At 29.4% G+C, this 15303-nt stretch carries 11 protein-coding genes; 4 read left to right on the top strand and 7 right to left on the bottom strand.

Annotated features, from left to right (window positions below; all coding sequences use genetic code 11):
- Nucleotides 1-238: 238 nt before the first annotated feature.
- Both AVBRAN_RS04495 and AVBRAN_RS04490 read right to left on the bottom strand, forming a co-directional pair.
- On the bottom strand, nucleotides 239-2185 hold the full coding sequence (locus AVBRAN_RS04495) for a methyl-accepting chemotaxis protein (RefSeq protein WP_239803662.1): 1947 nt from the start codon (nucleotides 2183-2185) through the stop codon (nucleotides 239-241).
- A 166-nt stretch (nucleotides 2186-2351) separates the two neighbouring features.
- Complete coding sequence (locus AVBRAN_RS04490) at nucleotides 2352-3179, bottom strand: prephenate dehydrogenase (protein WP_214120101.1); 828 nt, start codon at nucleotides 3177-3179, stop codon at nucleotides 2352-2354.
- Nucleotides 3180-3246: 67 nt separating this feature from the next.
- On the opposite strand from AVBRAN_RS04490, the gene AVBRAN_RS04485 reads away from it, so the two are divergent.
- Nucleotides 3247-3654 (top strand): hypothetical protein, encoded by a 408-nt coding sequence (locus tag AVBRAN_RS04485; protein ID WP_239803661.1) that lies wholly within the window; start codon nucleotides 3247-3249, stop codon nucleotides 3652-3654.
- A 51-nt stretch (nucleotides 3655-3705) separates the two neighbouring features.
- Here AVBRAN_RS04485 and AVBRAN_RS04480 read toward each other — a convergent pair whose 3' ends face one another.
- Genes AVBRAN_RS04480 through AVBRAN_RS04465 form a run of 4 tightly spaced genes read right to left on the bottom strand, consistent with a single transcriptional unit; the run spans nucleotide 3706 to nucleotide 8681 of the window.
- Nucleotides 3706-4428: a fumarate reductase iron-sulfur subunit gene (locus tag AVBRAN_RS04480; RefSeq protein ID WP_214117694.1), complete on the bottom strand. Its 723-nt coding sequence runs from the start codon at nucleotides 4426-4428 to the stop codon at nucleotides 3706-3708.
- A complete protein-coding gene (locus tag AVBRAN_RS04475) occupies nucleotides 4421-6412 on the bottom strand; it encodes a fumarate reductase flavoprotein subunit (protein WP_214120099.1) in 1992 nt (663 codons plus the stop codon). The genes AVBRAN_RS04480 and AVBRAN_RS04475 overlap by 8 nt, the downstream gene beginning before the upstream one ends.
- A gap of 18 nt (nucleotides 6413-6430) precedes the next feature.
- Nucleotides 6431-7150 (bottom strand): fumarate reductase cytochrome b subunit, encoded by a 720-nt coding sequence (locus AVBRAN_RS04470; RefSeq protein WP_214117696.1) that lies wholly within the window; start codon nucleotides 7148-7150, stop codon nucleotides 6431-6433.
- Between the two features lie 52 nt (nucleotides 7151-7202).
- Nucleotides 7203-8681, bottom strand: a complete 1479-nt coding sequence (locus AVBRAN_RS04465; RefSeq protein WP_214117697.1) for a DASS family sodium-coupled anion symporter — start codon at nucleotides 8679-8681, stop codon at nucleotides 7203-7205.
- 451 nt (nucleotides 8682-9132) lie between these two features.
- On the opposite strand from AVBRAN_RS04465, the gene traF reads away from it, so the two are divergent.
- Nucleotides 9133-10851: a conjugal transfer protein TraF gene (gene traF / locus AVBRAN_RS04460; protein WP_239803660.1), complete on the top strand. Its 1719-nt coding sequence runs from the start codon at nucleotides 9133-9135 to the stop codon at nucleotides 10849-10851.
- A 38-nt stretch (nucleotides 10852-10889) separates the two neighbouring features.
- On the opposite strand, the gene AVBRAN_RS04455 is transcribed toward traF, so the two are convergent.
- Nucleotides 10890-12290 carry an alanine/glycine:cation symporter family protein gene (locus AVBRAN_RS04455; protein ID WP_239803725.1) on the bottom strand — a complete coding sequence of 467 codons (1401 nt, stop codon included), beginning with the start codon at nucleotides 12288-12290 and terminating at the stop codon, nucleotides 10890-10892.
- A gap of 399 nt (nucleotides 12291-12689) precedes the next feature.
- Between AVBRAN_RS04455 and AVBRAN_RS04450 the strand changes: the two genes are divergently transcribed.
- Entirely contained in the window at nucleotides 12690-13898 is a 1209-nt protein-coding gene (locus tag AVBRAN_RS04450) for an aromatic amino acid transport family protein (protein ID WP_214117700.1), read from the top strand.
- Nucleotides 13895-15259 (top strand): L-serine ammonia-lyase, encoded by a 1365-nt coding sequence (locus AVBRAN_RS04445; RefSeq protein ID WP_214117701.1) that lies wholly within the window; start codon nucleotides 13895-13897, stop codon nucleotides 15257-15259. Before AVBRAN_RS04450 ends, AVBRAN_RS04445 begins: the two co-directional genes overlap by 4 nt.
- Nucleotides 15260-15303: the final 44 nt, after the last annotated feature.

The following is a 15303-nucleotide window of genomic DNA, read 5'->3' as shown; positions in this document are numbered from 1 at the left end:
GGGGTAATTATAAAAATTAATATTTTTATAAATTTTTAACAATCTAATCAAAAGAATTTTAATATAAAAAATATTAAAAACTTTTAGGTTTAAGGTAAAAAATAATAAGCTTTAAAAAACAATCTCTAAGTAAAAAGACAAAAACTCATAAAAACAATAAAGCTAAAAAGTTTTACTTTCTAGCTTTAGATAAGTTCTTAAGAACTTAATAAATAAAAGTTCTTAAGAATAATTAGTATTAGAATTTATTCTTCATAACAGCTTCAACAGCAATGCTAGCCATTAAATCTACTTCATCTGATATTTTATTAGTATTATCAGCTACTACTACATTAGCACGTGTTAGCTCATCTATACTACTTATTGCTTCATTTATTTGAGATATTGCTTGAGTTTGTTCTTTAATGCTTTCACTCATATCATTTATACCTTGAGTTAATACATTAACACTTGCTTCTATTTCTGTTAGTGATTTTTGAGTGCTTTCAGCTAGTTTTCTTACTTCATCAGCAACTACAGCAAATCCACGTCCGTGCTCACCTGCACGTGCTGCTTCAATTGCAGCATTAAGTGCAAGTAGATTAATTTGTTCTGCAATGTCTCTAATCATAGTAATAACATTTTTAATATCTTCTCCGTTTTTAATAACTTCGTTTGATTTTTGATTTACTGCATGCATAGATGCACTCATCTCTTCTACTGCTGCTGCACTTTCTTGTAAGCTACTTGCTTGCTTTCTTGCACCTTCGTTTATATCACTAACACTTGTTTTTAGTATTTTAGATTTATCTTGTAGGTTTCTTGCAGTTTCAAGATTTGTTTTTAACATATCTCTTATTTGCTTACCTAACATATTAGTTGCAAGTTCTACTCTACCTTTAGCATTTTTTATTTCATTTCTAAAGTCGTTTTGGCTATATTCATCAAATATCTTTTCAATTGAGTTTGTATTAGCTCCAACTTTTTCTTCTAAAGTATCAAGCATTTTATTTAAGACATTTTTTAATTCAATTAATTGTGGGTTTGCAGGATTTAAAGTAATTCTTGCTTTTAAATCTCCGCTTTCAATTGCTGCTGCTGTTTGAACGCTTTGTTCTACTGCGTTTGTATCTTGAGTAAGTGAGTTGATTGTTCTTTCAATGTTTTCATTAATAGCTTTAGCCATATCTCCGAATTCATCTTTAGAATTTAAATCAATCTTACTTGCTGTTTTTCTTTCGTGATTTATTAGTGAAAATACTTCTCTTAAGCCTTTTTGAATGATTTCAAGTGGGCGAAGTGAGAATTTGATTAAGAAGAATAAGCATAATAAAATAATCACTAAAGAAGCGAAAAATAATGTTATATTTTGTTTTAATAAAGAATTTAAAGTATCGTCTATATCGCTAGTTAAATTGGTGCTACAGAATTTCCAGCCTGTTGTATTTGAATTAATACATACTGCAGTTTTTTCATCACCTTTAAAGGTATAGCGAACTGAAATGCCATCTTTTAGATTATTTTCAATCATTTTTATAACATCATCTTGCTTTAATTCAAATTCTTCATTTGGGTGCATTACAAATTCTAATTTATCATCATAAGCAAATATTGTGTTGGTCTTAGAAAAATGTAAAGTTAAAATTTGATTTTTTAAATCTTTAAATGCCATATCTCCACCAATTACTCCAATGATTTTGCCATTTTTAATAATAGGTGCTGAAATTGTCATAACTTTTTCTTTTAATCTCTCATCAGGATAAACTTCTTTACCTAATAAAGCCCTATTGGCACTAATAGCATCTTTATACCAACCCCTACTTCTTGCATCTTGGTCTTTTACTATATAAGGCTCGTTATTAGAGCTAATATAATAAAACTTGCCACTATCAGCCATACCAATAAATAAAGCAGAGAAATTTGAAATTCCTAAATAATTTTTAAGAATTTTAAAGATATTCTCATCTTGATTATCTTCACTAATTGAATTTGCTAAAATTGGTGAGAATTGCTCTATAAAATTTATTCTTGAATTAAAATAAGAATCTACATAAAGCATAGTGGCATTTAAGCCGTTTTCTTTAGCTTTGTCTGTAAATGATAATGAATCAGTTTTTGAACTAGAATAATTCACTATACACAATACAATAAAGCAAACTACAAGTGGGATAGCAATTAATGCTGGAATTTTGTTTGTTAATTTCATAATACTCCTTTTTAAAAAATTGCGTTAATGTTACAATTAAAGAATTGAATAATATTTAATAGTAAAAAAATTTTTAAATATCTATGTAGCAATGGTTTAAGCGTTTAAGGAATAATAAGAAAAATTATGATTTCAATTAAAAATATATTAATTGAAATCAATGAAATTATAAAATCTCTTTTAATTTATTAGCATTCTTAAGCCATTCGTTTAGCTTTTGATATTCATCGTTATTTATCATTTGCTTAAACTCATTTAGTTCATTTATAAAGCCATCAAGAGCATTTAAAACATTTGTTTTATTTTCTTTAAAAATACTTTCCCACATTGCAGGGCTACTCTTTGCAATCCTACTCATATCAGCAAAAGAACCACCTGCTAGGTGTAAAATGTTTTTCTTATCTTCGCAATCTAACACATAATTTGCTAAAGAAAAGCTAATTACATGCGGTAGATGAGATATGATGGCACTATGATGATCGTGCGAACTTGCATTCATAAAAGTAATTCTCATTCCAATATTGCTTAATAATTCTATGGTTCTATGTTGATGAAATACGCTCGTATTTTCGGTATTGCACAATACACAAACAGCATTTTTAAATAAATCAATCTTAGCAGCACTAGGACCATTATGCTCTGTTCCTGCCATTGGATGAGCTAGTATGAATTGCTCTTTTAAATCATCGCTTATTGCGTTTTGAATACTTTCTTTTGTGCTACCAAATTCTATAATTGTAGTAGTTTTTGGAATATCTTTTAATTGTTTAATAATTTCAATAATAGCCCCAACAGGAACACATAAAAAAATCAAATCACAAGTTTTAATCTCATCAAAAGTTATAATTTCATGAACTAAATTAAGCTTTAAAGCTTCTTTTTCGTGTTCTTTATTTAAATCAATTCCATAAACTCCACTAATAAATTTGTTTTTCATCAAATTTAAAGCCAATGAGCCACCAATTAATCCTAATCCAATTACAACTGCTTTCATAACTTATCCTTAATTAAGATTTATATATGCAAAATAATATAATATTTTTCTAAAAAAAGGAGTTTAAATGGTTGATTTTATTGTGATTTTTTTACACTTATTTTCAGCAATTATTTTTATAGGTTATGTATTTGTTGATGCGATTTTATGCTATGGGTTAAAACAAGCTAATGAGCTAAAAAAGGCTTATTTTAAAAGTTCAGGTATTTTATATGCACTTAGCTTTGTTATATTAATTCTTAGTGGAATTTATCTAGCATATAATGAATATAATAATTTTGCAAATATAAATAAAATTATGTTTTTTATCAAAATAGCTCTAGTAATTTTAATGCTTTTTATAACTTTTATTAGTATTTATATAGCGAGATTTAAAAACAATAAAGAACATTTTTTGGTAAAACAGGCTCATATTTTAGCCTTGATAATATGTTTTTTGATAGTTTTATTTGCAAAATTATTAAGTATTTTATGAGTAGTGAAAAAAGAATTTGAAATAAAATCTTATTTCAAATTCTTAATATTTTTAGCCTTTATTTGTAGCTAATTTGCGTCTTAGATAAGCGATTTTTGTTTGTAGTGGTAATTGTTTAGGGCAATTATCTTCACAAGCAAGTAAGCTCATACAAGCAAAAATTCCATCATCATCACCAACTAATTCATAAAAATCATCTAAAGTTCTATTATCGTGTGGGTCTTGCTCGTATCTTGCAGCTCTCATAAGTCCTGCAGCACCTATGAAATTAGGTCTCATAACTTTAGTAGCACAAGAAGCTATACAAATACCACATTCAATACATCTATCAAGCTCAAATGTTTCTTCAGCAACTGCTGGTTCAACTCTTTCTTCAATCTTAGAAATATCAGTAACTTTGTCAGTATGTATCCAGCTTTCTACCCTTTTACACATACCTTCCATCCATTCACCTGTATTAACACTTAAATCCTTAATATGCTTAAACGCAGGTAAAGGCATAAGCTCAATTACTCCATCAGGATAATCTTTAGTAAGAGTTTTGCAACCTAATTTTGGTTTTCCATTAATCATCATTGCACATGAGCCACAAATTCCTGCACGACAAACGAAATCAAAACTCAAACTTGCATCAAATTTTTCTCTAATTTGATTTAAAACTATAAAAATAGTCATACCACTAGTTTCATCTAATGTATAAGTAGCAAAATGTGGCTTGCTAATTTTACTATGTGGATTATATTTAAATACCCTTATTGTTAGTTTCCTACTCATAATCAACCCCTATTCTTTGATTAGCTGCTTTAAATCTAGCTTGTAATTCATAAGGCATAAGTGCGTCTTGGATTTCTGCTCTACTTTTACCTTCTGCTTGTAATTTTTCTGTAATTTCATCTACTTGTTTTTGACGAACTTCACTTAAAGGATTTTCAATTATATTTCCTTTTGCACCATAACCACGGAATGCTGGTGGCATTTCCATTTTCATAATATCAAGGTCTTCATATTCAACTCTAGGTAAAGTTGAGCCTTCATCCCAATAAGTCATAGTTCTTTTCATCCAATTTAAATCATCTCTTTTTGGATAATCTTCTCTATAATGAGCCCCACGGCTTTCAGTTCTAAGAAGCGCACCACGAGCAACACATAAAGCAACTTTTAACATTCTTGGAACTCTATAAGCTTCTTCTAGCTCTGGATTTGAGCAATTTAATTCTTTATCTTTAATAGCTACTTTTTTGCTCTCTATTAATAATTCTTCAAGGCGTTTTACTGCGTATTCTAATCCTTCGCCTGTTCTAAAAATAGCAACATGCTCCCACATAATATCTTTCATTTCGTTTTTGATTTCAAAAATATTATATTTACCTTCACGATTTGCTATTTCTTTTAAATAATTTGCTTCATCGTTTAAGAATTTTTGAACCACTTGCATATCAGCTACTATTGTATTATTTTTGCAATACTCAGAAAAATAATCTCCTACAATCATACCTGCAACAACGGTTTCAGCACAGCTATTTCCACCAAGTCTATTAAATCCGTGCATATCCCAGCAAGCTGCTTCACCAGCTGCAAAAAGTCCTTTCATCTTAGGAGTTTCTCCATTTGGCTTAGTTCTAATTCCACCCATTGAATAGTGTTGCATAGGAAGAACCGGCGCCCAACCTTTTGGACCTTCATCAGCAGGGTCAATTCCATTAAATGTCTTACAAATATCTTGAACATCTCTTAAGTTTTTTTCAACATGAGCACGACCTAAGATTGAAATATCAAGCCATAAATGCTCTCCATAAGGACTTTTAACACCTTTTCCTTTTCTAATATGTTCCATCATACGGCGACTTACAACATCACGACTTGCTAATTCTTTTTTCTCAGGCTCATAATCAGGCATAAAGCGGTATCCATCAACATCTCTTAAAATACCACCATCACCACGGCAACCTTCAGTTAAAAGTATCCCACTTGGAACAATTGGAGTTGGGTGAAATTGAACCGCTTCCATATTTGATAAAGAGCATAACCCTGTCTCAAGTGCCATTGCTGCACCTGTTCCTTCACAAATAACAGCGTTTGTTGTTTGTTTATAAACTCTACCATATCCACCTGTTGCTATCATTGTGCCTTTTGATACAAATGCAGTTAAACTACCATCAATTAAGCTTCTTGCAACTACGCCTAAACAAATTCCATCTTTGTGAATAATTCTAAGAGCTTCCATTCTATCTATGATTTTTACATTATGTTTGATTGCTTCGTTTGCAACCCCAAAAATCATACAATGCCCTGTAGCATCAGCAATATAGCAAGTTCTCCATTTTTTAGTCCCACCAAAATCTCTTGCATTTATAAGTCCGTGTGCTTCTTCTTTTTCTTCTATTGTTACTTTTTGTGCGTTTATAACAACATTTCTAGGACCTTTTGTAATCCTAGTCCAAGGCACGCCCCAACTAGCTAACTCACGAACAGCCTTAGGTGCAGTTTGAGCAAACATTCTTGCTACTTCTTGATCGCATCCCCAATCGCTTCCTTTTACGGTGTCAGCAAAGTGTAAATCTTCATTATCTCCTTCGCCTTTATTACCATTAGCAAGACTTGCTTGCATACCACCTTGAACCGCAGCTGAGTGAGAACGCTTAACAGGACAAATACTTAAAAGCGTAACTGATTGACCACTTTTAGCAACTTCAACAGCACTTCTAAGTCCTGCTAAACCACCACCAACTATTAAAGCATCACTAAATTCTACTTTCATTTTAAGCCTTTCTGTTTGTTATAAGCTAATACCAGCTTTTATAAATACTGCTAAATTAGCAAGTCCTAAAACTATAAAGAAAATACTAATAACCCATTTTAATTTTTTAAGAGTTTTTCTTCTAGCTCTTGCAGTATGCACATCATTTCCATCAAACCAGCCCCATTTAACGCAAAGTCTATAAAGACCAATACCACCATGAAGCTCAACAGCGAATAATAAAATTAAATAAAACGCCCACATATTATGATTTACAATTCTTTCAACTGCACCTAAAAATCTAATAGTTTCAGGATTAAAAAACATCATTGCAAGGTGCATTGAAGCGAAGAAAAACATAACAAAACCTGTACAGGCTTGAATAACCCAAAGCGTTGTATCTTCGTGTTTTATTAGTTTTGAATGCTCTCTTGCGATTTGCCATTGGCGATAAGTAATTGGTAATTTTCTCATACCAAGAGCAGCGTGAATAAAGAAAATAATAAAAATAATAAGCACCATACAAGATACTAAAGCAGGTTTTGGTGTATCAAAAATAGCCGAACCCTCAAAAAACTTAGCCGTAGCTTCAAAAAATTCAGGACTGATTAAAACGGTAGAAACAAAAAGCATATGTCCCCACATAAAAAGCCCTAGAATTAAACCAGTAGCACTTTGATAAAAATCAAGCTTAGCAGGTAAGCGTGATTTAGTGCCATCAACTCTTTTGCCTAAAAAATTTTCAATTTTACTAGACACTTTAACTCCTTTTCTTAAATTTTTCTCATTTTACTAATGTTTAACAAACGACCTACGAAAAAATATGTGGAATAATGAATTTAAACCACGGATACGCAATAAGTGTGTAAATTAGTAAATAAATAGCTCCAAAAATAGCACCTAATTTCCAAAATTCTGCACCTTTAATATAACCACTCGCAAACCAAATTGGGCTATGTCCTGTCCCATAAGGCGTTAAAACACTTATCATACCCATTGGAGCTAGTAAAAACATCATAATAAAAGACGCATCATAACCAGCAATTTTACTTGCAATAATTGCAAACACCCCAACAACTGCAGTAACATATGCAGTCCCAGAAGCAAAGAAATATCTTAATAAACAAAATACAAGTAATAATATAAATACTGCTAAAGTAGGACTAATACCACTTAATAAACTATCAGTATATTTTGATAAGAATTCTAAAAATCCAACATTTTTTAATCCACCTGCCATTGTTACTAAAGTAGCAAACCAAGTAAGAACATTCCACGCTGGTTTATTAGCTAAAAAATCATTCCAAGTAATAATATTAGTAACTATCATTAGAATAATTACAATTAAAGCAGTTGTAGTAGCACTAACTCCAAAAGTCTTTGAACCTATCCATAAAATTAGAGCAAGAATTGAAATGCTTAACATTAATAATTCTTTTAATTTAATTGAACCAAGTTTTACCAATTCTTCTTTAGCCCAAGCACTAATTTTACTAGAGCCTTTAACTTCTGGTGGATAGATATAATAAGTTAATAAAGGAGTGATTAAAAACAAAATAATACCAATAGGTAAAAAGCATAAAAACCAACCCATCCAATCAACTACAGCAATACCTGATTTTGATAATATCTCTAAAGCTAGTGGGTTTGGTGCTTGACCTGTTAAAAATATTGAACTTGAAATACAAGTAGTAGCAAGACTTACCCACGCTATGTAAGCACCTATTTTTCTTGGTTCTTTATCAGGAGAGCTATCATACATAGCAGGAATACTTGTAGCTATTGGATAAATAGTTCCACCACTTCTTGCAGCATTACTCGGAATAAATGGAGCTAAAATTAAATCAGCAATAGCAATTGCATAGCCTAAACCTAAAGTAGATTTGCCTAATTTATTTACTAAAATTAAAGCAATTCTTTTACCAAGACCACTATTTTGATAGCCAATTCCTATCATAAATGAAGCAAAAATAAGCCACACAACAGAATTTGAAAATCCAGTTAAACCCCAATTAATTGCAGCTTCTGAAGTAATTTTTGCACCAACTTCGCCTGATTTTGCAGGTCCAACTTTAAATAATACTGCTAAAGCTATAGCAATAATACCTAAAAAAGCAGGTGGCATAGGCTCTAAGATAAGCCCTACAACTAAAGCAGCAAAAATGCTAACATAAATCCAAGCATTCATACTAAGCTGAGAATAATCAGCAAATAAATACGAAAGCAAAAACACAAGCAAACCAGCAACAACTGGTGCGATAAATTTCCACAACGGAACCTTACCTTTCATATTAACTCCTAAAATTAAGTTGAAATTAATATATTCCAAAAAAGCTAAAGAAAATCTTAATTTTTTAAATAATCATCTAACTTTAAAAAATTAATATCTATTTTTAAGCTTTAATTTAAAAACAATTTAAACTTAAAATATTTTAAGGTTAATTTTTAATCATCATTTGCATTATTAAAAGCTAAATTAGTAAAAACCAAAATTCCATTTAATATTTTTGCTTATAAAATATTCCTAATAATAAAAACAAACTTATAAAGCCGACGCTATAAAGTAATTCTACAAATAATTTGCTTGTCATTTTACCAATCTCCTTTTGAGAGATTTTATAAAAAATTATATTTTTTAAGCCAATTAATCAAATAAAATAATCTAAAAATTATTTTTTTGATACATTAAATAACAATAATAAAGTAACTATATAATTTTTAATATTTTAAAAAGGAAAATTATGAAAAAGATAATATTAACTAGTGCTTTTAGCTTTAGTGCTTTGGCGTTAGAATTTGGTAGTTTAGGTAATATACCTTTGAGTATGGGATATGCTGGAGTTGCACTTAAAGATAATGATTTTGCAGCTTATTATAATCCTGCTAGTTTGATTTATTCTAAAAATGGGGTTAATTTTAGTTTTGGAGCAAATTATAATCAAAAAAATCTTTTAGAATTATCTAATCTTGATAAATCTATAAATAAAAAAATTGAAGCAAATATAAGCAAAATAAAGCATATTTTTAATCCAAACAACAATTCAAGAGCTAATAATTTAAAATTTGGTAATTTTGGTAGTGTTATAGATGATTTTATATTAAGAAACACAAATAGCGATAATGAAGATTTAGCCTTATTAGCAAAAACTTTTAAAGATGAATTAGATGATAATTTAACTAAAGATGAACTAGACAATATAATTAATGATTTAAAAAATAAAATGCAAGATAATGATGAATTATCTACAACAATAAAAACCGAGCTAATAACTTCAACAAATAATACAAATGAAGAATTAAATAACAATGGCGTTGATACAAAATTATTAACAAATATAATAAGTGATACTGATACAAAAAATGTCTTAGATGTGATAAAGAATTCAAAAGATGGTAATGTTAATTTAGATGATTTATTGTTAGATATTGGAGATACTAAATTAGATACCTTTCTTGATGAAAATACCTTAAATGATATTGAATTAATTTATAATGCAGTTTATGATAATGAAGTTAATTTAAATATATTAAGTGGTTTAGAATATAACAATAATTTAGGGGATTTAAGTGCTTTTTCTGTAAGCTTATTTAATACGATTTCACTTAATACTTATGCTTCATTAAATAAAGAAAAAAGTAGTTTAATAATAAAAGTAAAAGATGATGATAGATATATTTATTTAAAATTATTTAAAAGCAATTCACAACTATTCGTAACCAATGTAAGCGAAGAAGAATATTTAAATCATTCAGCAATGCAAGATAGTGTAAAAAATCCTTTAAATACAACAATGCTAATGATAACAGAAGTGCCAATTAGCTACGCAAATGGTTTTATAATGCCTTATGGAGAGCTTAGTTTAGGTGCTAGTTTAAAATATATGAATATTCAAGCATATCAAGTAGAAAAAGGCATTAAAATAGATATGAATGGAGTTAATTCTAAAGATATAAATATTAAAAATGATTTGCATAATGCAAAATCAACAAATACTTTTGGAATAGATATAGGAGCATTATATAGTATTGATGATTTTTCTACTGGATTGGTTATTAAAAATTTAAATAATCCTAAAATCAAATTCCATTCAAGTAGTATGAGATTAAATCCGCAAGTAAGATTTGGATTAGCATATAAATATAGTGATTTTACTTTTGCTTTTGATACTGATTTAGTTACAAACACAACTTTATCAAATAAATACAATAAATCTCAAATGCTAGGCGGTGGTATTAAATACGAATTTAATGATTATTTTAATCTAAGGGGTGGCTTAGCTTACGATATTAAAAAAGATTATGGGACTATACTTACAACGGGAGCTAATTTCTTTAATATATTTGATATAGCCTTAGCAAGTGGATTAAAGTCTAGTAATTGCGATAAAGATATTTGCAAGGTTTCAAGTAAAGTGCCTAATTATTTTGATTTAAGAATAGGATTTGGATATAAATGGTAAAGAATTTGAATTAGGATTTAACCTAATTCAAATCTTGCTTAATCCCAACATTCAGCGTTTTTAATACCTAATTTTTTAGCACTAAATACAGGGTCTAAACCTCTTTTCTTTTGTTCATCATAATCTTTTAAACATTTTATTAAAATAGGACTTAATAATAAAATAGCAATGATATTTATAGAAGCCATTGCAGCCATTGTAATATCTGCTAAATCCCAAGCTACTTTTAAATCTAATTGAGAACCAATAAACACCATAGCAACCGCACTTATTTTAAAAACTAATTCATTTAAATTATTTTTTGTAAGGTTTTTAACATTTGCATCTGCATAGTAAAAATTACCGATTAATGAAGTTACAGCAAATAAAATAACAGCAAAAGTTATAAAATGAAGTCCCCAAGTACCATAATATTCCATCATTGATTGTTGCACCATAGGTAAAGCATTTAATTTAGTTTCGCCAGTTGATAATTGATTAATGTAACTTTGTGAGAACAATACTAAAAATCCAGAGCATGAACATATAATTAAATCAATAAACACTGAAAAACTTTGAATAATTCCTTGTTTTACAGGATGACTTGTATTTGCTGCTGCAGCTGCGTTTGGAGCAGAACCCATACCAGCTTCGTTTGAAAATAACCCACGCTTAATTCCTATTACTATAACACTACCTGCAAATCCACCAAAAATAGCTTGAAAATCAAAAGCACTATTAAAAATCATTTTAAACACAGATGGTATTAAATCATAGTGCATAGCCATAGCAATAATGCTTAGTAAAATATAAACAAAAGCCATTATAGGAACAATAATTGAGCTTACTTTTCCAAGTGATTTTGAATTTGAAAAGAATAATGCAAAAGCAACAACACTTAAAATAATCCCTATAATTATACTTGCATTACCAAAGTTATCAGGAAAATATATCTCAAATGCTGAAGTCATAGTATGGCTTTGAAGTCCATTAAATCCATAAGCATAAGTAATAATTAAAATAACTGAAAATAATTTACCAAAAAATTTATTTCCTAAGCCTTTTTCAATAAAATATGCAGGTCCTCCACGAAAACCATTTTCATCTTTACTTTTATATATTTGAGCTAATGTGCTTTCAGCAAATGCACTTGCACCACCTATAAATGCCATTACCCACATCCAAAACAATGCACCTGCACCACCAACTACAACTGCAGTGCTAATTCCAGCGATATTTCCGATACCAACCCTTGAAGCTGTTGAAATCATTAAAGCTTCAAAACTACTAACATGGTCTTTGTTGTCTTGCTTTTCTTTTAATAATGTTAAAACATTACCCATCAATCTAAACTGAGCAAAACGAGTATTAATAGTATAAATAACACCTACAATAATTAGTGCAAATACTAAAAAATAAGTATACAAATAACCATTTATTAAATCTAAAAATAAATGTATTTCTTCTAATAAACTTTGCAAACGCTCTCCTTGATAAAAATTTCAAAAAATCATTATATATAAATTCAAGCGTTTTTGGTTAATTACTTATGCTTACTGCTTTTATCTTCGCAAGCAATAATTAATCTTTCAAAAGGATTTTTTTGATTATCTGGCTTTTTAATAATGTCTTTTAAGCTCTTTGGATGTAATAAATTCATAATATCTCCTTTAAATTTAAAAAAAACGAAGTTATTATAATAAATAAAAGATAATAAATATCAAAATCATATTATTTTTTATAAATTTTAATATTTTGTTACATTTTGTAACATTTATTTTAAAAGTTTGATTTAAATTTATAATAAGTTATATAAATATAATTAAAATAGCGGCTTTAAATTATTTTAAGGAGTAATAATGAAAAAATGGAGCGAATTTGACAATCGTTGGATGTTTTCATTGTTTGGCACTGCTGTTGGTGCTGGAATTTTATTCTTACCTATTCGTGCAGGAACTGGTGGCTTTTGGCCTATTGTTTTAATGTGTGTATTAATTTTCCCAATGACTTATTTATCACATTTATTCTTATCATATTTTGTAGGCTCTACTAAAGGTGGAGATATTACTGATGCTGTGAATAAATATTTTGGTAAAGAAGTAGGAATTGTGATTACATTTTTATACTTTTTTGCAATTTATCCTATTTGTCTTGCTTATGGGGTTGGTATTACAAATACTATAAGCTCATTTATGGTAAATCAATTAGGCTTAGCCGAGCCAAATCGCTTAATCTTGGCTATTGTTTTAATTACAATTATGATGGCTGTAATGTTTACTAATGAAACTTTAGTTACTAAAGTTTGTGAATGGCTTGTGTATCCATTATGCTTAATATTATTTTTATTTTCACTTTATTTAATTCCACATTGGAAATTAGAAGTTTTAGGTGAAGTTCCAAGTGCAAAAGAATTTATTAGCACAATATGGCTTACTTTACCTGTATTAGTATTTAGCTTTAATCACTCTCCTGCGATTTCAACTTTTAGCCTAAATACATATAATGAATATAAAGAAAACTCGGACGCAAAAAGAAAGCAAATATTATTTAATAATGCTACGCTTTTATTAGTATTTGTTATGTTTTTTGTATTTTCTTGTATTTTATGTCTTGATAAAAATGAGTTTGCTATTGCAAGAGATGCAAATATTCCAATTCTTAGCTATTTTGCTAATAAATTTGATGGAAATATTATAAGTTATGGTGCTCCTGCTGTTGCATTTTTGGCAATTTTAACTAGCTTTTTTGGGCACTATTTTGGTGCTAGAGAAGGCTTAAATGGACTTATTAAAAAAGTAAGTGGAAAAGCTGTTAGTAAAAATAATGCCTTTACAACTATATTTATGTATGTAACTATGATAATAGTAGCTTACTATAACCCTAGTATTTTAGGATTTATAGAAGATTTAGGCGGTCCTATTATTGCTGTAATATTATTTTTAATGCCTGTATATGCTATATATAAAATCCCAGAGCTAAGAGTTTATAAAAATGGTGCGGCTTGTTATTTCGTAGCTATTATGGGAATTATCACAATTACAAGTGTAATTTATAAGATGAACTTATGAGTAACTTAAGTATTTTTAAAATCGGCATTGGTCCATCAAGTTCGCACACCGTTGGACCTTTTGTTGCAGGAAATGAGTTTTTAAAAGGTTTAAATTTAAAAGAAATTACTAGGATAAAAGTTACTTTATTTGGCTCTTTATCACTTACAGGTAAAGGACATTTAAGCGATATTGCTGTGGTTTTAGGTCTTAGTGGCTTAAATGTAAAAACAATAAGCCCAGAACAAAAACAAGTTGTATTATTAAGATTAAACGAAAGAAAGCTTTTATTAGGAAATGAATTTGAAATAGATTTTGATGAAAATAGCGATATTATTTTTTCTAAAGAATTTAAAAGCTATCACGAAAATGCTTTAACGATTGAAGCATTTTCAAATAATACTTGTGTTAAATCTAAGACTTATTATTCAGTTGGCGGTGGATTTATTAAAAGTGAAGATGAGATTAGTAAAACTAATCAAACTAATCAAGAAAAAAATTATGATTATTCTTTTGATAGTGCGACGGAGCTTTTGTGGTTATGTAATAAATACAATAAAAACATAGCCGAAATTGCAATGCTTTATGAGCTTAATTTTAATAGCGAAGAATATATAAATAATTATTGCAAAGAGATTTATGAAGCAATGCAAGATAGCTTTAAAGCAGGTGCTAATTCAAATGAACTAATCCTACCAGGACCAATCAAGCTTAAAAGAAGAGCTCCTGCATTAGCTAAAAAATTAATGCTTTTAGATGATAAGAATTTAAATCGTAAGGGTGATTTGGATTTTATAGATTATTTTAGTCTTTATGCTATGAGTGTTTCAGAAGAAAATGCAGCGGGTAATCGTGTAGTAACTGCTCCAACCAATGGAGCTTGTGCGGTAGTTCCTGCTGTGCTTTTATATTTAAAAGAACATGTAAAAAGTATGAGTGAAAAGGACATTAGAGACTTTTTATTAGTATCAATGGCGATAGGTTCATTGTTTAAGAAAAACGCAAGTATAAGTGGAGCTGAAGCAGGTTGTCAAGCAGAAATTGGCTCAGCTTCTTCAATGGCAGCTGCTTCATTTGCCTTTAGTATGGGGGCAAGTCCGATTGATTGTTGCTCTGCTGCTGAAATTGCAATGGAGCATCATTTAGGGCTAACTTGCGATCCTGTTGCAGGACTTGTTCAAATTCCTTGCATTGAGCGTAATGTATTCGGAGCAATAAAGGCTGTAAGTGCAGCTAAAATGGCTATGGATAGAGAGAGTGCTCCTAGCGTTGGGCTTGATGAGGTTATTAAAACTATGTATGAAACAGGCAAGGATATGGATACAAGATATAAAGAAACTAGCCTTGCAGGTCTAGCTACAAATTACAAGAAATTTTGCTAAAAAAGGGCTTTATGCCCTTTTTACAATCTGTAATTTATTATTTT

This window comes from Campylobacter sp. RM12651 (assembly GCF_022369475.1).
Lineage (GTDB): Bacteria > Campylobacterota > Campylobacteria > Campylobacterales > Campylobacteraceae > Campylobacter_E.
The sequence above is the reverse complement of the archived record's forward strand: the minus strand, read 5'-3'. Positions and strand labels throughout refer to the sequence as shown.

Coding starts and splice junctions, on each gene's coding strand:
- traF (WP_239803660.1), top strand. CDS start 9,133: ATGAAAAAGATAATATTAACTAGTGCTTTTAGCTTTAGTGCTTTGGCG.
- AVBRAN_RS04485 (WP_239803661.1), top strand. CDS start 3,247: ATGGTTGATTTTATTGTGATTTTTTTACACTTATTTTCAGCAATTATT.
- AVBRAN_RS04480 (WP_214117694.1), bottom strand. CDS start 4,428: ATGAGTAGGAAACTAACAATAAGGGTATTTAAATATAATCCACATAGT.
- AVBRAN_RS04445 (WP_214117701.1), top strand. CDS start 13,895: ATGAGTAACTTAAGTATTTTTAAAATCGGCATTGGTCCATCAAGTTCG.
- AVBRAN_RS04465 (WP_214117697.1), bottom strand. CDS start 8,681: ATGAAAGGTAAGGTTCCGTTGTGGAAATTTATCGCACCAGTTGTTGCT.
- AVBRAN_RS04475 (WP_214120099.1), bottom strand. CDS start 6,412: ATGAAAGTAGAATTTAGTGATGCTTTAATAGTTGGTGGTGGTTTAGCA.
- AVBRAN_RS04490 (WP_214120101.1), bottom strand. CDS start 3,179: ATGAAAGCAGTTGTAATTGGATTAGGATTAATTGGTGGCTCATTGGCT.
- AVBRAN_RS04495 (WP_239803662.1), bottom strand. CDS start 2,185: ATGAAATTAACAAACAAAATTCCAGCATTAATTGCTATCCCACTTGTA.
- AVBRAN_RS04450 (WP_214117700.1), top strand. CDS start 12,690: ATGAAAAAATGGAGCGAATTTGACAATCGTTGGATGTTTTCATTGTTT.